Source organism: Pelomonas dachongensis (assembly GCF_043555865.1).
GTDB lineage: Bacteria > Pseudomonadota > Gammaproteobacteria > Burkholderiales > Burkholderiaceae_C > Pelomonas > Pelomonas dachongensis.
In genome coordinates, this window is record NZ_JBIGHY010000007.1 from 259627 (window position 1) to 279128 (window position 19502).

Annotated in this window: 20 protein-coding genes, 1 tRNA gene and 1 pseudogene; 7 read left to right on the forward strand and 15 right to left on the reverse strand. The window is 70.1% G+C overall.

Annotated features, from left to right (window positions below; all coding sequences use genetic code 11):
* Nucleotides 1–3 precede the first annotated feature (3 nt).
* The 3 genes from ACG02S_RS19420 (at nt 4) to ACG02S_RS19430 (ending at nt 2636) form a co-directional block, all read left to right on the forward strand.
* Nucleotides 4–963, forward strand: coding sequence for an extracellular catalytic domain type 1 short-chain-length polyhydroxyalkanoate depolymerase (locus ACG02S_RS19420; protein ID WP_394472140.1), 960 nt, complete (start codon nt 4–6; stop codon nt 961–963).
* 72 nt (nt 964–1035) lie between these two features.
* A complete protein-coding gene (locus ACG02S_RS19425) occupies nt 1036–1494 on the forward strand; it encodes a thioredoxin family protein (RefSeq protein ID WP_394472141.1) in 459 nt (152 codons plus the stop codon).
* Nucleotides 1491–2636, forward strand: a complete 1146-nt coding sequence (locus ACG02S_RS19430; RefSeq protein ID WP_394472142.1) for an MFS transporter — start codon at nt 1491–1493, stop codon at nt 2634–2636. Before ACG02S_RS19425 ends, ACG02S_RS19430 begins: the two co-directional genes overlap by 4 nt.
* Before the next feature lie 7 nt (nt 2637–2643).
* On the opposite strand, the gene ACG02S_RS19435 is transcribed toward ACG02S_RS19430, so the two are convergent.
* The 9 genes from ACG02S_RS19435 to rsmB form a co-directional block, all read right to left on the reverse strand.
* A complete protein-coding gene (locus ACG02S_RS19435) occupies nt 2644–3123 on the reverse strand; it encodes a hypothetical protein (protein ID WP_394472143.1) in 480 nt (159 codons plus the stop codon).
* Complete coding sequence (locus ACG02S_RS19440) at nt 3110–4417, reverse strand: hemolysin family protein (RefSeq protein WP_394472144.1); 1308 nt, start codon at nt 4415–4417, stop codon at nt 3110–3112. Before ACG02S_RS19440 ends, ACG02S_RS19435 begins: the two co-directional genes overlap by 14 nt.
* 120 nt (nt 4418–4537) lie before the next feature.
* Nucleotides 4538–4849, reverse strand: a complete 312-nt coding sequence (locus ACG02S_RS19445) for a hypothetical protein (protein WP_394472145.1) — start codon at nt 4847–4849, stop codon at nt 4538–4540.
* 66 nt (nt 4850–4915) lie between these two features.
* Nucleotides 4916–5290: a hypothetical protein gene (locus ACG02S_RS19450; protein WP_394472146.1), complete on the reverse strand. Its 375-nt coding sequence runs from the start codon at nt 5288–5290 to the stop codon at nt 4916–4918.
* A 144-nt stretch (nt 5291–5434) separates the two neighbouring features.
* A tRNA-Phe gene (locus ACG02S_RS19455) sits at nt 5435–5510 on the reverse strand.
* 86 nt (nt 5511–5596) lie between these two features.
* Nucleotides 5597–6310: a response regulator gene (locus tag ACG02S_RS19460; protein ID WP_394472147.1), complete on the reverse strand. Its 714-nt coding sequence runs from the start codon at nt 6308–6310 to the stop codon at nt 5597–5599.
* A gap of 6 nt (nt 6311–6316) precedes the next feature.
* Entirely contained in the window at nt 6317–8608 is a 2292-nt protein-coding gene (locus ACG02S_RS19465; protein ID WP_394472148.1) for a sensor histidine kinase, read from the reverse strand.
* 145 nt (nt 8609–8753) lie between these two features.
* Complete coding sequence (locus ACG02S_RS19470; protein ID WP_394472149.1) at nt 8754–9314, reverse strand: DUF4390 domain-containing protein; 561 nt, start codon at nt 9312–9314, stop codon at nt 8754–8756.
* 1 nt (nt 9315) lies between these two features.
* Entirely contained in the window at nt 9316–10680 is a 1365-nt protein-coding gene (rsmB, locus tag ACG02S_RS19475) for a 16S rRNA (cytosine(967)-C(5))-methyltransferase RsmB (protein ID WP_394472150.1), read from the reverse strand.
* Nucleotides 10681–10723: 43 nt separating this feature from the next.
* Here rsmB and folE point away from each other — a divergent pair, with 43 nt between their 5' ends.
* The gene (gene folE / locus ACG02S_RS19480) at nt 10724–11416 is read left to right on the forward strand and encodes a GTP cyclohydrolase I (protein ID WP_394472151.1); all 693 of its coding nucleotides are present in this window, start codon (nt 10724–10726) and stop codon (nt 11414–11416) included.
* Between the two features lie 2 nt (nt 11417–11418).
* Nucleotides 11419–11841, forward strand: a complete 423-nt coding sequence (locus ACG02S_RS19485) for a BLUF domain-containing protein (protein WP_394472152.1) — start codon at nt 11419–11421, stop codon at nt 11839–11841.
* A 55-nt stretch (nt 11842–11896) separates the two neighbouring features.
* On the opposite strand, the gene ACG02S_RS19490 is transcribed toward ACG02S_RS19485, so the two are convergent.
* The 3 genes from ACG02S_RS19490 to queC are packed head-to-tail and all read right to left on the reverse strand — an operon-like array spanning nt 11897 to nt 13699.
* Nucleotides 11897–12436, reverse strand: a complete 540-nt coding sequence (locus ACG02S_RS19490; RefSeq protein ID WP_394472153.1) for a demethoxyubiquinone hydroxylase family protein — start codon at nt 12434–12436, stop codon at nt 11897–11899.
* Between the two features lie 7 nt (nt 12437–12443).
* On the reverse strand, nt 12444–12989 hold the full coding sequence (locus ACG02S_RS19495; RefSeq protein ID WP_394472154.1) for a LemA family protein: 546 nt from the start codon (nt 12987–12989) through the stop codon (nt 12444–12446).
* Complete coding sequence (gene queC / locus ACG02S_RS19500; RefSeq protein ID WP_394472155.1) at nt 12986–13699, reverse strand: 7-cyano-7-deazaguanine synthase QueC; 714 nt, start codon at nt 13697–13699, stop codon at nt 12986–12988. Before queC ends, ACG02S_RS19495 begins: the two co-directional genes overlap by 4 nt.
* 90 nt (nt 13700–13789) lie before the next feature.
* Between queC and ACG02S_RS19505 the strand changes: the two genes are divergently transcribed.
* Nucleotides 13790–15409, forward strand: coding sequence for a DUF4139 domain-containing protein (locus ACG02S_RS19505; protein ID WP_394472156.1), 1620 nt, complete (start codon nt 13790–13792; stop codon nt 15407–15409).
* 229 nt (nt 15410–15638) lie between these two features.
* Here ACG02S_RS19505 and ACG02S_RS19510 read toward each other — a convergent pair whose 3' ends face one another.
* The 3 genes and pseudogenes from ACG02S_RS19510 to ACG02S_RS19520 form a co-directional block, all read right to left on the reverse strand.
* Complete coding sequence (locus tag ACG02S_RS19510) at nt 15639–15776, reverse strand: hypothetical protein (protein ID WP_394472157.1); 138 nt, start codon at nt 15774–15776, stop codon at nt 15639–15641.
* Nucleotides 15777–15834: 58 nt separating this feature from the next.
* Nucleotides 15835–17145: pseudogene (locus ACG02S_RS19515) on the reverse strand (glutamate-5-semialdehyde dehydrogenase); the annotation flags it as partial.
* 12 nt (nt 17146–17157) lie between these two features.
* Nucleotides 17158–18345 carry an FAD-dependent monooxygenase gene (locus ACG02S_RS19520; protein ID WP_394472158.1) on the reverse strand — a complete coding sequence of 396 codons (1188 nt, stop codon included), beginning with the start codon at nt 18343–18345 and terminating at the stop codon, nt 17158–17160.
* A gap of 96 nt (nt 18346–18441) precedes the next feature.
* Here ACG02S_RS19520 and ACG02S_RS19525 point away from each other — a divergent pair, with 96 nt between their 5' ends.
* Nucleotides 18442–19425: a potassium channel beta subunit family protein gene (locus tag ACG02S_RS19525; protein ID WP_394472159.1), complete on the forward strand. Its 984-nt coding sequence runs from the start codon at nt 18442–18444 to the stop codon at nt 19423–19425.
* The last annotated feature ends 77 nt before the right edge of the window (nt 19426–19502 follow it).

Genomic DNA, 19502 nt, shown 5'->3' on the forward strand with positions numbered 1-19502 from the left:
TCCATGCGCCGTTTCGTGTTCGCCGTTGCCCTATCGCTGCTGCTGCCTGCAGCCCACGCGCAGGAGACGCTGCGCGAGCGGCTGAAGCAGCGCCTGGAACAGCGTCGCGCGGACGACCAGGGCATTCTGCAGACGCTGCAGGTGCAGGGCCGCCAGGTGCTGGTCCACCTGCCACGCGGCTTTGACGCAACCCAGCCCGCGCCGCTGGTGCTGGCTTTCCACGGCGGCGGCGGTCATGCCGAGCACATGGCAGAGAACTACGGCCTCACGCAGAAGGCCGACGCGGCCGGCTTCGTGGTCGCCTTCCCCAATGGCTACAGCAAGTTCCCCGGCGGCAAGCTCGCCACCTGGAACGCCGGCGGCTGCTGCGGCGACGCTCGCGACCGCGGCAGCGACGACGTCAGCTTCGCGCGCGCGGTCGTGGCGGCAATCCAGGCCCGCTACCGGACCGACCCGGCCCGGGTGTTCGCCACGGGCATGTCCAACGGCGGCATGCTGGTGCACCGCCTGGCCTGCGAGGCGGCCGACGTGTTCCGCGCCGTCGCCGCCGTGGCGGGCACCGATGCGACCGCCAACTGCACGCCGTCGCGGCCCATTGCCGTGCTGCACATTCACGCCCGGGACGACACCCACGTGCTGTTCAACGGCGGCGCCGGGCCCGAGGCCTTCCGCGACACGAGCAAGGTCATGGACTTCGTGTCCGTGCCCGAGACCATCGCCCGGTGGGTCAAGCGCGACCGCTGTACCGCGCCACCGCAGCGCGCGCTCGACAAGCCGGGCGCCTGGTGCGAGACCTACAGCGGCTGCGCCGCCGGCGCGCAGGTGCAGCTGTGCGTGACGGAGACCGGCGGACACTCCTGGCCCGGCTCTGGCGCCCAGCGCCGTGGCAAGGCGCCAGCCTCGACGGCACTGGACGCCAATGACGAGATCTGGCGCTTCTTCCAGACCGCATCGCAGCAGTGATGAAATTGTTTTACTAAACAAATTCAAACCACTAAACTTCGTGGAATCGATTCCACTTCCAGCGAACGATCCATGCGCCTGCTGACCGCCTCCCTGCTGCTGACCATCACCTTTGCCGCCCATGCCGGCCCACCCGCCATCTACGACGAAGGCGCCGACGCCAAGGCCGCCATCACTGCCTCGCTGGCGGACGCCGAGCAGGCGAAGCTGCCGGTGCTGGTGGTGTTCGGCGCCAACTGGTGCGGCGACTGTCGCATGCTGGACGCGACCTTCAAGAACGGCCCGAGCGCGCCGCTGATCGCGAATCGCTTCAAGGTCGTCAAGGTGGACGTGGGCCGCTTCGACCGCAACGTGGACATCGCCGAGCGCTACCAGATACCGCTGAAGAAGGGCATCCCGGCCGTGGCCGTGCTGTCGCCGCAGGGCAAGCTGCTGTACGCCACCGCGGGCGGCGAACTGGCCAACGCCCGCAAGATGGGCGACCAGGGCGTGCTGGACTTCTTCACGCAGATCACGGCTGCCGCCAAGTGAGCGACGCCTCCGTCAAAGGCGCAGCCCACGCGCTGCGCGCGCAGTTCTTCGTCATGGGCGTGCTGTTCGCCACCTGGGGCGTGCACGTGCCCACCGTCAAGTCGCACTACAGCCTGGGCGAGCAGGGTGTCGCGCTGGCGATGTTGATCAGCGGCGCCGGTGCGCTCACCGCGCTGGCGCATGCCGGTCGCATCGTGGGCAGCCACGGCCCGCGCGTCATCGCGGCGGTTATGGGCACGGCCAGCTGCGCCGCCATCGCCGCGCTGATTGCGACGCCCTACTACGCCGCGCTGGCCGTCGCCATGCTGGTGTTCGGCGCCTGCGGCAGCCTGTTCGACGTGTCGTTGAGCAGCGAGGCCAGCGAGATCGAGCGCATCACCGGCAAGCCGCTGATGAGCGGCTTCCACGGCATGTTCAGCCTCGGCGGCATGGCCGGCGCGGGCCTGGGCAGCGTGGCGCCTGCGCTGGGCCTGACGGCGCAGGGCCACCTGCTGGTGGCCACCGGTGCCGGCGCCGCGGCAGCGCTGCTGGCCTCGCGCTTCATGCTGCCGGTGCCCGACAAGGGGGCGGCGGCCGAGCACCACCCGCTGAGCCTGCCGCGCGGCCCGCTGCTGCTGCTGGGCGTGCTGGCCGCGATGGGGCTGATTGCCGAGGGCGCCATCTACGACTGGAGCGTGCTGTTCATGAAGCAGGACCGTGGCAGCGAGCCCAGCATTGCGGCGCTCGCGTATGCCAGCTTCAGCGGCGCGATGGCGGCCGGCCGCTTCGGCGGCGACTGGGTGCGCGCCCGCATGGCGCCGCGCCGGCTGCTGCGCGCCAGCGGCGTGCTGGCGGCCGGCGGCATGCTGCTGGTGCTGGCGGTGGACTCGCCGTGGGTGTCGCTGGCCGGCTATGCGCTGGTGGGCCTGGGCCTGTCCAACGTCGTGCCGGTGCTGTTCAGCGCCGCGTCGCAGCTGCCCGACGTGGCGCCAGCGCACGGCATCGCCGCGGTGGCCGGCGTGGGCTACGCCGGCATGATGGCCGGCCCTCCACTGATCGGCCTCATCGCCGAACACTCGTCGCTGACGGTGGGGCTGCTGGTGGTGGTCGTCTTCGCGGTGTTCATGGCCGCGTCGGCGAAGCGGGCGTTGGGCGGGGCGTGAGTGCCGCTCAGCCGGCACGACCGTCATCGGGTGGCGGCGGCTCGCAGTCCCGGGTCAGCAGCTGCAGCACCAGCTCAGCCTGGCTGGCATCCGTCCAGGCCTTGCTCTGCAGCAGCGTCGCCAGCACCTCGGTGCCGGGCTGCCGGTCGGCCAGCAGCACGACGTTGAAGGTCCGGTCCGCCTTGTCGAAGACGACTTCCACCTCCATCTCGCGCGCCAGCTGCACCGCGGTGCGCGTGGTGCCGGCCCCCTTGCGCCGGAAGTCCACGCGAAGTTCGCAGGCCGCCGTCATCGCGTAGCGCCAGCGGCGCTCGGGGTGGGCCTTTTTCGCCAGGCGGTTCAGCGTCGCCAGCCGCTGCTCGCGGCTCATGTCGAAAGGGCTGGTGCGCGGCATGTCCTCGGTGGGGTAGCCGTCCGAACAGGCGGCCAGCGCCGCCACCAGCGCGACGCCCCACCACGCACGGCAGCGTGCGTCAGCGCGGCGCATCGACCACCTCCGCCGACTGCAGCCGTGTGGCCCGCACCTTGGCGATGGTCTTGCCGTCGGTGGCGGCGACCTCCAGCCGCCAGGCCTCCCACGTCACCGCGTCGGCCACCTGCGGCATGCGCCCGGTCAGCAGCATCAGCATGCCGCTCAGCGTGTGATACCGGCCGCGCTCTTCCTCGGGCACGGCGTCCAGCTCCAGCCGGTCCTTCAGCTCCGGCACGGCGATGTGGCCGTCCAGCAGCCAGCCGCCTCCCTCCAGCGGGACCGCCCAGGCGGCAGCTGGGTCGCGCGGCTGGAACTCGCCAGTGATGGCTTCCACGAGGTCGTGCAGCGTCACCAGCCCCTGCACCTCGCCGTACTCGTCGATGACGAAGGCCATATGCATGTCCGACGAGCGGAAGTTGTCGAGCAGCTCCATCCCGGTCAGCGTCTCGGGCACGTACAGCGCCGGGCGCAGGTGCTCGTCCAGCCGCGGCTGGCCGCGCTTGAGCATCTGCGCCAGCAGTTGCCGCGCGCTGACAACGCCCACGATGTCGTGCAATCCGCCGCGCACGACCGGGAAGCTGGCGTGCTCCGATACGGCGATGCGCGCCAGGCTCTCCTCCACTGGCAGGTTCAGGTCCAGACAGACGACCGCGCCGCGCGGCACCATCAGCGAGCCGATCTGGCGGTCGTCCAGCCGGAACACGTTGCGCACCATCGTGTGCTCGTGCGACTCGATGACGCCCGCGCTCGTGCCCTCGGCCAGCACCGCGTGGATCTCCTCCTCGGTGACGTTGAAGCTGTTGTTCTCCTTCGCGCCGAGCAGGCGCAGCAACGCCTTGGTGGAGCCGGACAGCAGCCGCACGAACGGCTGGGTCGCTACCGCCAGCGCCGCGATGGGCCGCGCCACGAAGCGCGCCACGGCCTCCGGGTTGGACTGCCCCAGCCGCTTGGGCACCAACTCGCCCAGCACGATGGAGAAGTAGGTGATCAACACGACCACCAGGCCGGTGGCCAAGCCCGACGCGTACGCAGCCGGCACGCCCGCAGAGATCAACCAGACGGCCAAGGGGCCGGCCAGCGCGGCCTCGCCGACGATGCCGTTGAGCACGCCAATCGAGGTGATGCCGATCTGTATGGTGGACAGGAAGCGCGTCGGGTCCTCGCCGAGCTTGACCGCCGCGGCGGCGGCGCTGTCGCCCTCGTCGACCATGCGCTGCAGGCGCGCGCGCCGCGCCGTGACGAGGCCGATCTCGGACATGGCGAAGAGTCCGTTCAACAGGATGAGTGCAAGAAGTAAAGCGATTTCCATGGGAGTGCAGGCACGCCGGGGGCGCACCGCAATGAAGGCAGGGCCGGGGAACGGCCGGGAAGATGGGGAAGGTCAGCCGCCGTCCCGCCTCACGGGCGGACGGCGGCGCGCACGGGGCGCTCAGCGCCGCAAGACGCGCGGCGGCCGCAGCAGCTGGCGCGGCACCGCATCGGGCACCCGGGGCTGCTCGATGGGCAAGTCCCACAGGCGCGCGCGCTGCACGGTAACCTCGACCGCATAGGCAATGCAGTGATCGCAGGCATCGTCGGTCGTGTCGCTCAGCTCGGACAGCAACGACTTGCCGTCGTCCTGGGCACTGCCGGCGGTGAATGCCGGCGCATGCGCCGGAGGCTCGTCCACCAAATACGGCTCCACATGCACCGCCGCGAAGCCGTAGGCGGGCAGCAGCAGAGCCAGTATGAAAAGACGCATCCAGCGGGTCACGATGGGTCGCATTGTAGGAAGCGGCGGCGGCGTGGCGCCGCGCGCGACTGCGCCTCAGCTCACCGCTTCGCCTTCGGCAACTGCGGCGCGCTCGTCCCGGGCACACAGCCATGCAGCCAGCACTTCGGGCACGTCGCTGTCGAAACTCATCAGCAGGTCTGATGCCTGGCTCGCCGCAGCGGCGCTTAGCGCCGTGGCCACGGCGGCCTTCTGCGCACCGGTCGCCGGCTGGCCGAGTTTGGCCTCCAGCCGCGTGACAGTCTCGGCTCGCAGGCGGTCCGATGCCAGCACATGCCAGGCGTAGTCGACTTCGTAGCGCTCCACCGCGTCCCTCAGGCTCTCGCCGTCCAGCCGCGACTCCTGCGCGAAGCCATTTATCGGGCGGGTGCAGAGCGCCGTGGCGACGAGGGCCAGCAGTTGGTTATGCAAGACGGTGCTTTCTGCGGTCACGGGCGGATCCTTACAACGCAATCAACCCACGGACAATGGCGCTGTCGCAAGTCCATGGGCGGACCTACGGCCACAGAAAGCAAAAAGCCCCTGATTCGGTTGGGAATCAGGGGCCTGCGATCTTGGTGGCCTGGGGCGGAATCGAACCACCGACACGCGGATTTTCAATCCGCTGCTCTACCAACTGAGCTACCAGGCCTTGGTTTGCTCTCCGAACAGCGCTTGACCGTTCAGCGAAGTCCGCGACTATAGCACGACCTGTGGCGCTGCCAACCCGGCCGCGGCTCAGCCGCCGCCGCCACGCTTATTGCGGCTGAGGTCCACACCCAGCTGCTTGAGCTTGCGGTACAGATGCGTGCGCTCCAGGCCGGTCTTCTCGGCCACACGGGTCATGGATCCGTTTTCCTTGGCGAGATGGAACTCGAAGTAGCTCTTCTCGAACGCGTCCCGCGCCTCGCGCAGCGGGCGGTCCAGTTCGAAGCTCTGCTCCGACGCCAGGCCGTTGCTGCCGGCGCCCGCCAGGTGGCTGGACAGTCCCGCGGTATGGCTGGCCATGCTCGGCAAGCCCGTCAGGCCCGGGTCGGGGCGGCTGTAGATGGGCAGGCCGGGCGCGACCGGCGCGGGGCGCGGCGGCGCGGTCTTGACCAGGGCCTGCTCGACGGCGCGAAGCAGCTTCTGCAGCGTGATGGGCTTTTCGAGGAAGGCCGTGGCGCCGAACTTGGTGGCCTCCACGGCGGTGTCGATGGTGCCGTGGCCGCTCATCATGATGACGGGCATGGTCAGCAGGCCAGCGCCGCCCCACTCCTTCAGCAGCGTGACGCCATCGACGTCTGGCATCCAGATGTCGAGCAGCACGAGATCGGGGCGCATGCGCTCGCGCGCCGCCCGCGCCTGCGAGGCGTTCTCGGCAAGCTCGATGGTGTGCCCCTCGTCGCTGAGGATTTCTGACAACAGGGCGCGGATGCCCAGTTCGTCGTCGACAACAAGAATGGTGGCCATGAATCCTTAGGTCTTGGCGCCTGACGCACCGGGCTCGGTGGCAGGGGCCAGATTGGAAAATGATAGCGAAACTTGAGCACCGACCACGGCGCCATCGCTGCGCTCGTCGGCGGGAGAACCCGTAGCCGTGGTGACATGCAGGTTGCGCAGGCTGATGCGCGCCCCGTGTTCATCGGCAATTTTCTTCACGACGGCCAGTCCCAGGCCGGTGCCCTTGCTCTTGGTCGTCACATAGGGCTCGAAGGCGCGCTTGAGCACCTTGTCGGCAAAACCGGGGCCGTTGTCCAGCAGCACCAGGCGCACGGAACGCGGCGCGCCGGTGTCGGTCAGCGACAGCCGCGAGCGCACGCAGACGCGCCCGTCGGCGCGGTCCTGCACCGCATCCAGCGCGTTCTGCACGAGGTTGTGGATGACCTGGCGCAGCTGGCTGGCGTCGCCCTTGATGTGCGGCAACCCCGGCGCGAGTTCGGCGACCAGGCGGCCCGCCTCCTGCGCCTCAGCGTACAGGCTCAGCACCTCGTGGATCAGTTCGTTGAGGTCCAGGGCCGTGAGCTGCGCGGACGGCAGGCGGGCGTAGTCGCGGAACTCGTTGACGAGCTGCTTCATTGCCTGCACCTGGTTGACGATGGTCGCCACCGAGCGCACGAGCATGGCCTGGTCGGCGCCTTCGAGCTTGGCTTCGAGTTTGTGCTGCAGGCGCTCGGCGGACAGCTGGATGGGCGTCAGCGGGTTCTTGATCTCGTGGGCCAGGCGGCGCGCGACCTCGCTCCACGCGGCCGAGCGCTGCGAGGAGACGACCTCAGAGATGTCGTCGAACACGATCAGTCGCGCGCCGTGCGGCAGCGGCGCGCCGCGCACCAGCAGCGTCAGCAGGTCCTGCTTGGGGTCGAGCTGCAGCTCGAAGGAGTCCTGCCACAGCTCGCGGTCCATGTCGCGCTCGGTGGGGTCGGGCGCCACGTGCTGCTCGAAGCGCTGGTCCAGCGAGGCGGCGAAGACGGCAAGACCCGGAACGTCGGCCAGCGGCCGGCCGACGTAGGCGGACAGCGGCAGCCGCAGGATGCGGGTGGCGCCGGGGTTCACGGTCTCCAGCGCGCCGGCGGCGTCGATCACCAGGACGCCGGCGGTCAGGTTGTCGAGGATGGTCTGCAGGTGGGTGCGGGCGGCGTCGAGTTCGACCACCGTGCGCGACACCTGGGCGCGCGCATCGGCGAGCTGGCCGGTCATGTCGGCGAACGAGCGCGTCAGGCCGCCGAGTTCGTCGCGCGTGGCCAGCACCGGCCGCACGGACAGGTCACCCTGCGCCACCTGGCGCACGCCGTCGGCTAGCAGAAGCAGCGGCCGTGCGAGCTGGTTGCCCAGCGTGACGGCCAGCAGCAGCGCCGCGAACACGGCGAGGATGAGCACCAGCGTCAGCGTGCCCAGGTACATGCGGCGCAGGCCCACGCGCTCCAGAGAGCGCTGCTGGTACTCGCTGTTGGCCGTCTGCACGGCCAGTGCGTTGGCCAGCATGGAGGCCGGCACGCGCTGGATGACCATCAGGTAGCGCTCGCCCAGCCCCAGGCGCAGCTCGGTGTTGGGCAGCAGCGCCAGCGCACGGATGCGGGCACCGTTTTGCAGCGCAGCGGCTTCGTCCTCCAGTCCTTCGAGCTGGCTGACCGGCCCGCCGCCGCGCGCCTTGCTGAGCATGGCCTCGGCGGGCCGGTCGGGCGCCAGCTGGCTGGTGTCGCCCCCGCTCTCCAGCAGGATCTGGCCGCGCCCGCCGACCAGCGCGACGGTGCGCGCGCCCAGCTTGTCGCGCACGCGCTCCAGCGCGATCAGCCGCGGCGTGGTGCTAGCGTCAACGAACTGGTCGGCGGCGTCGCGGGTCTTGTTGCCGAGGTCGGCCACCATCGCGTCCAGCGTGCCGCGCCCCAGGTTCAGGCCGGCCTCCAGCGCGCTCGCCAGCCGCACGTCGAACCAGCTCTCGATGCTGCGGTTCACGAACTGGTACGACACGGCGTAGATCATCAGCCCTGGCACCACGCCCACCAGCGCGAAGATGCCGGCCAGCTTCAGCAGCAGCCGGCTGCCGAAGCGCCCGCGGCGCACCCGCACGACCAAGCGCACGGCGGCCGTCAGGATGACGAGCGCCAGCACCGCGGCGACGGCGACGTTGACCCAGTACAGCCAGTGGTAGTGGCGCTCGAAGATGCCTCGCTCGCTGGTGGTGCCGATGGTCAGCACGAAGGCCAGGACGCCTGCCACGCCGACCAGCGTCACCAGCGTGATGAACCAGCCCCAGCGCGTGACGCGGGTCAATTCGGCCGCTCCGGCTCGATCCCTGCGGGCCGAGCGCCGGGCCGCTCCCAAGCCGGCCCGTCATGGCGATGTGCTTGCGGCTCGATACCACAAGCATCGCCGTCCTCTAGGGGGACCGGCCAAGGTACTCCTTGGACGAGAGGCATCACTTCAGCGTGAAGTCGGGCGCCAGGCTGCGCTTTTGCTCGACACTCAGCGCAAATCCCGACTGCAGGCCGATCTGCATCGGGCGCGGCAGCTGGCTGACGTCCAGCCGGTAGCTGAATTCAAGGTAGTAGCTGCCGCTGTCCTCGATGTCCTTGGCGTCGGCGATGTGCCAGCCGCTGATGCCGCGCAGCGCGTTCAACGCCTCGTCCAGCGTGGCGAAGCTCTGGTGCAGGCCGCCGGTGGACACGCGGTACTGTCGGGTCAGGGACTGCCAGGCTAGGCGCCAGCTGCGCTCGACGCGGCCGGCGCGGGCGTCGCGCCAGTACCAGCGGCTGCGCGCCACGGCGGCCTCGGCGACGAAATACAGCGGCACGCCCTTGTGCAGCGCGTCCTCGGCGGAGCGGCTCAGCTCGAAACGGGCCGTGAAGCCCAGCTCCAGCCCGTCTTCGACCTTCTGCGTGGACAGGTGCGCCAGCTCCACGCCCTGGGCCCGCGCCCCGCCCGATAACAGGGCAAGCAGCACGGCAAAGACAGCGGCAATGGCGATGCGGGCGAACAAATCAGGGCTTGGTCAGCAAGGCGTAGAAAAAGCCGTCCAGGGACGGCTGGGGTTGAGGGGCATTGTCGGCCAGGGGCAGCAGGTGGCCGGTGAACCCGGTCACGTCGTGGGCCTTCGCCTCGGGATGGCGTTGCAAAAATGCGTCGAGCTGGTCCTGGCCCTCGGCGCGGAACACCGAACAGGTGGCATAGACCAACCGGCCGCCCGGTGCCAGCAGCGGCCACAGCGCGTCCAGCAGCTCAGCCTGGATGCGCGCCAGCGCCGTGATGTCCTCCGGCCGGCGCAGCCAGCGCACGTCCGGGTGGCGGCGCACGATGCCCGAGGCGCTGCAGGGCGCGTCGAGCAGGATGGCGTCGAACGGCTGGCCGTCCCACCATCCGTCGGGCGCAAGGGCAGTCCTGCGAGCGTCGGCGGCCTTCAGCGTTGCCTTCTGTTGCAAACGGTTCAGGTTGTTCTGCACGCGGGTCAGGCGCTGGGCGTCGGCGTCCAGCGCGGTCAGTAGCAGATCGGGCCGCAGCTCCAGCAGGTGGGCCGTCTTTCCGCCAGGCGCGGCGCAGGCGTCCAGCACGCGGGCGCCGGGCCTGAGGGGCTGATCAGGGCCCGCACCGATGACCAGCGGCGCGGCGAGCTGCGCCGCGGCATCCTGCACCGAGACCAGGCCCTCTGCAAACCCCGGCAGCGCCGACACGGGCGCCGGCTTGTCCAGCACCAGGGCCTGCGGCGTCGATGCGCCCAGCATGCGCGCGCCGATGCCCAGCGCCGCCAGGCGTTCGGCGTACTCCGCAGTGGTGGCGCGCTGGGCATGAACGCGCAGTGTCATCGGCGGCGGGCGGTTGTTGGCGGCGAGGATGGCCTGCCACTGCGTGGGCCAGTCCTGCTTCAACCGCTCCACCCACCAGGCCGGGTGATTGAACGCGCCCAGCGGGTTGCGCCCGGCCGCGGCGACCAGCGCGTCGCGCTCGCGCAGGAAGCGGCGCAGCACGGCATTGATGAAGGCTGCGCTGGCGGGTGCGCGGACTTTGGCGGCATGCACGGCCTGGTCGACCAGCGTGTGGTCGGCGTACATGGGCGAAGCACCGGGCTCGGGTTCGGGCCACAGCAGCGCCAGCGCGACCAGCAGCAGCGAGTCCACGCGCGGCGGTGGCGCCTTGGGCGCCAGTTGCTGGCGCGCCGCCTCGGCACCGCCCAGGCGGCGTAGCGCGGTGAAGGCCAGCGCCTGCGTGCCGGGACGCAGGTCGGCCGGGACGCGGGCCAGCAGGTCGGTCAGGGACCGGCCCTCGCGCACGCCCTGCACGGCGTCGGCGGCCTGGGAGAGCAGCCGGTGCAGCGGGGCCGACGGATGGCCGGACTGGGGGCTTTGAGACATGCCGCCAGTGTAGAAGTGGCCTTTGCCCGCAGAATCCGCGACCATGAAAGCCCCCGCACCCGACGCCCCGGTTTCCGAACGCATCCGCTACCGCCTCGTGTCGGCCGGCTGCCGACACCACGCCAACGACAACATCGCCGAGCACATCCTGCCCGGCGAGCTCGACGATTTGCAAGCGGAGGTGCAGGCTCGCATGCAAGAGGTGCTGAAGAGCCTGGTCATCGACACCGACAGCGACCACAACACGCAGGACACCGCCAAGCGCGTCGCCAAGATGTTCGTGCGCGAGGTGTTCGCCGGTCGCTACGCCAAGCCGCCCGCGGTGACCGAGTTCCCCAACGTCACACGGCTCAACGAACTGATGATCGTGGGGCCCATCACCGTGCGCAGCGCCTGCTCGCACCACCTGTGCCCCATCATGGGCAAGGTGTGGATCGGCCTGCTGCCCAACGAGCACTCCAACCTGATCGGCCTGTCCAAATACGCGCGGCTGTGCGACTGGATCATGAGCCGCCCGCAGATCCAGGAGGAGGCTGTCACCATGCTGGCCAACGAGCTGCAAGAGCGCGTGCAGCCCGACGGCTTGGCTCTGGTCATGGAGGCCGACCACTTCTGCATGCACTGGCGCGGCGTGAAGGACACCGAGTCCAAGATGACCAACAGCGTCATGCGCGGCGCGTTCCTGAAGGACGCCAACCTGCGCCGCGAGTTTCTTTCCCTCATCTCCAAAGGCTGAACATGCTGGTTCGACTGATGTACGCCAGCCGCGCCACCGCGGCGCCCACCGACGGCGACCTCGCCGCCATCCTCAAGGCCTCGCGTGAGCACAACCCCGCCGAGGGCATCACCGGGCTACTGTGCTTCACGGACGGCGTGTTCGTGCAGGTGCTAGAGGGTGGGCGTGATGCGGTCAACGCGCGCTACAAGCGCATCGTGGAGGACCCGCGCCACCGCGACGTCATCCTGCTGGGCTACGAAGAGATCGCCGAGCGCGGCTTCGCCGGCTGGACCATGGGCCAGGTCAACCTGCACCGCCTGAACCCGGCACTTCTGCTGAAGTACTCCGAGACCGGGAGGCTGGACCCCTATGCGATGAGCGGGGCCGCGATGGCGGCGCTGTTCAAGGAGATGTGCGCGTCGGGGGCAATCGCCGTCAGCTGACGGTAGCGCGAGGCAGCCATGCCGCCGCCCAGTCGCGACGGCGGCGGCGCTAGGTTCACCGCTTCATGCCTAACCAGATGACCGTCTCCGTGGAGTCGGCCACGACCGGCTCCAGCAGCCGGACCCACAGGCCACCGGTCACCTGAGCCGCCAGCTCGTCGTGATGCCGCTGCTCGTCGGCCACGATGGCCGCTATGGCCCGGACCGCCGCTGGATCGGAGGCCTCGAGCTGAGCGATCTGCACCTTCAAATGGCGCAGCACCACCCGCTCGACCGCCACCGTCGTGGCCGCGATGGCGGCGCGACCCAGCAGGCCCGTCACCAGCCCCAGCACCCATCCGCCCAGCGCGCACAGCGCATAGCTGCGACAAGGCGGCCGGCCGCGTCGCTGCAGCTCTGCCCAGAAGATGGCGCGGTGCCGTTCCTCGTGCGACCGGAACTCGTTCAACTCCCCCACCATGCCTGGCGCCGTCAGCCGGGCCACTGCGGCCTGCGCCAGATAGATGTGGACCGCGCCGTTCTCGCCCGCGTGGTTGACTTTGAGGATGCGGGCTCCCAGGTCGGTGTCGCCCAGGTCGGTGGCCGGCGCGCTCATCCCCGGGTCACAGCGAGCGAGCCTCGCCGAACCCGTACAAATTGGCCAGCACCCGCGTCGGGAACTGGTGCAGCGCCTCGTTGTACTGCGCCACGGCCTGGTTGAAGACCTGGCGGGAGAAGGCGCGCTGACGCTCGATGAGCTTCAGCTCGCTGACCAGCGCGTCGATCTCGGTCTCGCTGCGCAGTTCCGGCTGGTGGTCCAGCAGCGAGGACAGCCGGGTCAGCGCCGCCGCGTGCAGCGCGCTGGCCACGGCCAGGCTGCCGATGGGGTCGGGCGACCAGGGCTTGCCGCGTGCAGCCTGTGCGGCGTTCTGCGACTCCGTCTGCGCGTTGGCCAGCGCATCGAACGTGGCCTGCTCGCTGGACAGGCGCGGCGCCACGGCCGCCAGCAGCCGGTCGCAGACGTCGCTGCGGTCGCGCAGGTGGGCATCCAGCTGCACGAAGGCGTCGCCGATGGCATTGCGCAGCGACATCAGCCGGTTGTAGGCGCCCACGCCCCAGAAGAACAGCAGCGCCGCCGCAGCGACGCTGACCCATTGCCACATCGTCATGCGGCTTCTCGATACGCCGCAAACCCCTTCGCTCGAAGCGCGCAGGCGGGGCAGTGGCCGCAGCCATAGCCCCAGTCGTGCCGCTGGCCGCGCTCGCCGAGGTAGCAGGTGTGGGTGTGCTCCACCACCAGGTCCACCAACGCCGTGCCACCCAGCTGCTCGGTGAGGCGCCAGGTGGCCGCCTTGTCGATGAACATCAGCGGCGTGTCCAGCGTCATAGGCGTGTCCAGGCCCAGGCTCAAGGCGACCTGCATCGCCTTCATCGTGTTGTCGCGGCAGTCCGGGTAGCCGGAGAAGTCGGTCTCGCACATGCCGCCCACCAGCACGCTGGCGCCGCGCCGGTAGGCCAGCGTGGCTGCAAAGGTCAGGAACAGCAGGTTGCGGCCCGGCACGAAGGTGTTCGGCAGCCCGTTGGCCTGCAACTCAATGGCGCGTTCGCTGGTCAGCGCCGTGTCGCTGATCTGGCCCAGCAGGCGCAGGTCCAGCAGGTGGTCGGCGCCCAGCTTCGCGGCCCAGTCGATGTTCAGCCTGGCGATCTCGTCGCGCACGGTGCCCCGGCAGTCCAGCTCGATGCGGTGGCGCTGGCCGTAGTCGAAGCCCAGGGTCTCGACCTCGGCGTAGCGGTCCAGCGCCCAGGCCAGGCAGGTAGTGGAATCCTGGCCGCCTGAGAACAGGACCAGGGCTTTGCGGGAGTCGGCGGCGGCGTTCACGGCCGGCAGTTTAGGGGTGACGCCCGCCGCAGCCTTGCACGCCCGGCGGGTGCTAGCCTGCCGCCCTGTTCACACAGACAGGAGGCAGCGATGACACGAATCTCCCCGACCGGCTTGACGGTCCTCGGCCTGTTGGGCCTGTTGGGCCCGTTGGCCGCGACCACCGCCCAGGCGCAGACCCCGTCGCGCATCGACGACGTGCTGGTCTACCCCGGCGGCGCGCAGGTCACGCGGCTGGCCACGGTGGCGGCGGGCGCGCGCGAGCTGGTGCTGCACTGCCTGAGCGCCCGCTTCGACCCCGACTCGTTGCAGGTCAGCGCGCCGGCCGGCGTCAACCTCGGCCCGGTGCAGCTGGAGACGCTGCCGCGCGAGCGCGCACCCGACTGCGGCAAGAGCCCGCTGGACGACGACATCCGCAAGCTGGAGGCGCGCCGCGACGCCGTCGCCGCCGAGCTCGGCGCGCTCGACACCGGCCTGGGCTACCTGAAGGCGCTGGGCTCCGGCGAGGCACGCGCCACGCCGGCCGCCGGTATCGCCGCGACGGCGGACAGCATCCGCAAGACCGCGCAGGACACGCTGGCCCGCCAGGCCCAGCTGCGCCGCCAGCAGGAAGAGATGGACAAGCAGTTGGCGCCGCTGCAGGGCGAACGCGAGCGCGTGCTGAACGCCAACCCGCAATGGCGCAGCCTGCGCCTGCGCCTGTCCACCGCGCGCGAGGCCGAACTGAAGCTGAGCTACCGCATCGCGCAGGCCGGCTGGGCGCCCAGTTACCGCGCGCTGCTGGACACCGCCAGCGGCGCGCTGGCCCTGGAGCGGCTGGCCCAGGTGTCGCAGCAGAGCGGCGAGGACTGGAAGGACGTGAAGCTGCGCCTGTCCACCGCGCAGGCCACGCCGCGCGTGGGTGTGGGCCTGCCGCGGCCGTGGACGCTGGACCTCTTCAAGCCGCAGCCCCAGCTGGAGATGCGCGCGATGGCATCACCGCCGCCGGCGCCGGCGCCCGCGGTCATGGCTCCAGCGCTGGAAAGAGTCGCGGTGGCGGGGTCGCGCCCGGCCGAGCAGGAACGCTTCGACCTGACCGTGTTCCAGGGCAGCCACGCCACCGAGTTCGTGCTGCCGCTGCGAGTCACCGTCGACAGCGGCACGCAGCGCGCCACCCTCACGCTGGGCAGCGAGACGCTGCAGTCCAAAGTCATCGCCCGCGTGCAGCCGCAGACCGAGGCGACGGCCTACCTGGTCGCCGATCTGGCACGGCCTGCCGGCAGCTGGCCGCGCGGCACGGTGCAGTTGCTGCGCGATGGCACGCTGGTGGGTAGCAGCACGCTGAACGTCGCCACCAGCGAGGATCGCCTGGAACTGCCCTTCGGCCGCGACGACGGCGTGAGAGTGCAGGTGGAACCCGAGCAGAAGAACGCTGGCAACACTGGCTTCATCGGCACTCGTGCCGAGCAGCGCTACACGCGGGCCTGGGTCGTGGAGAACCGGCATGCCGCGCCCGTCACGCTGCAGGTCGTCGAGGCCGCGCCGGTGGCGCAGCACGAGGACATCAAGGTGCAGGCCCAGTTCAGCCCAGCACCCACCACCCAAAACTGGCGCAAGCAACCGGGGCTGGTGCTGTGGGAGCAGCTGCTGGCCGCAGGACAAAGCCAGCGGTTCACGGCGGAGTACCTGGTCAGTGCGCCGAAGGAGGCCAACGTCAGCGGTCTGCGCTAACCGGCTGTTGGCTGTTCCCTTCCCTCCTTTGGAGGGGCCGAGAGGCGACGGAGCAGGGGCGACTTCCCGGCTAGGCACTCACGCGAAAGCCGACAGCCACGACGGCGCCCCACGGACAGGACGTCGTTGGGGTTCAGTAGCGTTCAGTTGGGAACGCAGGCGCTTTGAGCCTGGCCTTCTGCTCCACGCGTTCGATTGCGCTGCGCTCCAGGCGATCCCAGCGCTGCGGTCAATCCGACTTGTCCGCGTCAACCTTTGCAGGCTTTGGCAGCTGCGGCTTGTCACCGTCGAGCGCCCAGGCCGCAGGGGCAGCCAAAATCAGAGACAACAGCAGGCTGCGCGAGACACTCAGCGGAAAGGCATTCATGGCGAACTCCTGACTGACGGCGTTCCAGGCGCCATTGTGCGTAGGCAGGCGCCGAGCCTCAGCCCCTCACCTCACCCTGCCCCAACACCACCCACTTCATCGACGTCAGCCCTTCCAGCCCCACTGGCCCGCGGGCGTGGAACTTGTCGGTGGAGATGCCGATCTCGGCGCCCAGGCCGTATTCGAACCCGTCGGCAAAGCGCGTGCTGGCGTTGACCATCACACTGGCCGAATCCACCTCCCGCAGGAAGCGCATCGCGTTGGGGTGATTCGTCGTCAGGATCGCATCCGTGTGATGTGACCCGTAGCGGTTGATGTGGGCGATGGCCTCGTCCAGCGAGTCCACGACCTTGATGCTGATGATGGGCGCTAGATACTCGGTGGACCAGTCGTCCTCGGTCGCCGGCACGGCGCCGGGCACCAGCGCCAGCGTGCGCAGGCAGCCGCGCATCTCGACGCCCTTGGCCTGGAACACGGCCGCGATGCGAGGCAGGAAGGCCGCGGCCTGCGCCGCATGCACCAGCAGCGATTCGGTTGCGTTGCAGGGGCTGTACTTCTGCGTCTTGGCGTTGTCGACGACGTTGACGGCGAGGTCGAGGTCCACCGCCTCGTCCACGTAGGTGTGGCAGTTGCCGTCCAGGTGCTTGATGACCGGCACCTTGGCCTCGGCACTGATGCGCTCGATCAGCCCCTTGCCGCCGCGCGGGATGATGACGTCCACCCACTGCGGCTGGCTGATGAGCAGGCCGACAGCGGCGCGGTCCGTCGTGTTGACGAGCTGCACGGCGGCGCGCGGCAGGCCGGCTTCTTCCAGCGACGCGGCCACCAGCTCGGCCAACGCGAGGTTGGAATGGATGGCCTCGGAGCCGCCGCGCAGGATGCAGGCGTTGCCGCTCTTGATGGCCAGCGACGCGGCCTCGATGGTCACGTTAGGGCGGCTCTCGTAGATCATGCCGAACACGCCCAGCGGCACGCGCATGTGGCCCACGCTGATCCCGGTGGGGCGGCGCTTCACGCCGGTGATCTCGCCGATGGGGTCCGGCATCGCGGCGATCTGCTCGCAGCCTTCGGCCACGGTGGCCAGTGTCTTGGCGTCGAGCTTCAGGCGGTCGCGCAGCGGGCCACTCAGCTCGCTGGAGCCGGCCAGGTCGCGCGCATTGGCTTCGGCCAGCGATGGGCCGGCTTCGCGCAGGCGGCGGGCCAGCGCCAGCAAGGCGGTGTTCTTGGCGGCCGTGGGGGCGGCGGCCATCTGCGTGGCGGCGGCGCGGGCGGCGCGGCCGAGGTCGTCCATGTAGGCGGGCAGGCTCATGGCAGCCATTGTCCCAAAGGGCGTGCCGTCGACACTGCGCGAGCGGGCAAGGCCCGCTTGTGCCGCCGAGAGTCAGCCGCCGAACATCATGCGGCGTGCCAGGGCGGTCTTCAGTGGCCCGGCCCGCTCCAGCCCGGCCAGCGCCAGGCCGCGCAGTGCGGGCAGGCCCGGCAGCCGCCACGCAAAGCTGCGGGCCAGGAAGTCCGTCGCGGCGATCATGGGCCAGCGGTCGGGCGCGCGCTGCCAGTCCACACGGGCCAATGTGGCGTCCAGGTCCGTGCCGGTTTCGGCCATGTCGCGCAGCGCGTCGACCAGCGCCTGCGCGTCGCGCAAACCCAGGTTCAGGCCTTGTCCAGCCACCGGGTGCAGCGTTTGCGCCGCGTTGCCAATGCGCAGCGTGCGGCCCTGCAACAGCCGCGTCTCGGCGTTCAGGCCCAGCGGGAAGCACTTCAGCGGCGAGATGCCCGTGAGCCACCCAGCGGCGGCGGGCAGTTGCTGCTGGATGACGACCAGACGTTGCGCGTCGGTCAGCGCGGCGATGTCATCCTCGACCTGCGGCAGGCACCAGACCAGCGCGGCGCGATGGCCTTGCGCATCGTCCGGCAGTGGCAGCAGCGCCAGCGGGCCGTTGCGCGTGAAGCGCTCGAACGCCTGGCCCTGCAAGCCCGGGTTGGCCAGGCGCACGCTGCCGACCCAGGCGTTTTGCTTGTAGTTGCTGCTGATGCGTTTGCGATCTTGCTCGGCGAACACACCGCCCTCGGCCACCACGGCCAGGTCGAAGCTCTCCACCAGCGGGCCTTCGCCGCTGTCCAGATCGACGCCGTCGGCACGCGAGCGGATCGCATGCACCGCCGTGCCGAAGCGCGTGAACAGCTGCTGCGGCCTTTGCGCGGCGACGTCCAGCCAGCGTTGTTGCAGCGGCGCCACCAGCGCGCCGTAGGGCAGCACCGCGCCCAGCTGCGGCAGGCCTTGGTCGGCCGCGCGTATCCACACCTCGCCGGCCACGGGTGCGGGCGGCGCCTGGCTGACGTGCACGGCCTGGATGGCCTGAGCCGACTCGGGCTGCCAAGCCCGCAGCCGCTGCAGCAGCCGCACGCTGCCCAGGTTCAGCGCGAGTGTGCGCGCGTCGGCGCCGATGTTGCGGTCCAGCGGGCGGGTGTCGAAGAGATGGATCTCGGTGGAGGCGGCCAGCCGCTCGGCGGCCAGCAGGGCGAGCGCGAGGCCGGCGGGGCCAGCGCCGATGACGGCGAGTTTCAGCATGCGCCGCATTCTCCCCGGGACTCGCGGGGCCGCGGGCCAGCGCATAAGCTGCGCGCCTTGCGCTGGACCACCCCTTCAACCGCCACAGGACATCACATGCAATACCGTCGCCTCGGCCGTGCCGGCCTCCAGGTCTCCGAACTCTCGCTGGGCTCGTGGGTCACGTACCACAACCAGGTCGACACGAAAGCCGCCACCGAGATGCTGGCCGCGGCCTTCGACGCCGGCATCAACTTCTTCGACAACGCCGAGGTCTATGCGCAGGGCGCGAGCGAAGTCGTCATGGGCCAGGCCTTCAAGGCGCTGGGCTGGAACCGGCTGGACTACATCGTCTCCAGCAAGTTCTTCTGGGGCCTGGCGCGGGACGGCGTGACGACGACCAACCGCAAGGACACGCTGAACCGCAAGTACCTGATGCAGGCCGTGGACGGCTCGCTGAAGCGGCTGCAGCTGGAGCACATCGACCTGATCTACTGCCACCGCCCCGACCCGCACACGCCCATCGAGGAGACGGTCTGGGCGATGAGCGACATCATCCGCCAGGGCAAGGCGCTGTACTGGGGCACCAGCGAGTGGAGCGCCGCCGACATCCGCGCGGCCTGGGACATCGCCGAGCGGCACCACCTGCACAAGCCGGTCGTCGAGCAGCCACAGTACCACCTGTTCCACCGCCGCAAGGTCGAGCAGGAGTTCGCGCGACTGTACGACGACATCGGCCTGGGCCTGACCACGTGGAGCCCGCTGGCCTCGGGCCTGCTGACCGGCAAGTACCGCAGCGGCATTCCCGCCGGCAGCCGCGGCGCGCTGGACAACATGGCGTGGATGCGCGAGCAGCTGCAGGACCAGGCGAAGAACGACGCCGTCGGCCGGCTGGGTGACATCGCCGCCGAGCTGGGGTGCAACACGGCGCAACTGGCCATCGCGTGGGTCAACCGTAACCCGCGCGTGTCCACCGTCATCCTGGGCGCCAGCCGCATCGAGCAGCTGCGCGACAACCTGGGCGCGCTGGCCGTGGTTCCGAAGTTGACGGCCGACGTCGTCGAACGCATCGACGCGATCACGAAGCCGCTGGCCCAGTGACGATTCACGTCCACTGAGGGCAAGACCCGGCCAGCCGGGTCGGTTTCCTGGCCGAGAATGCCCGGATGACAGGCGCG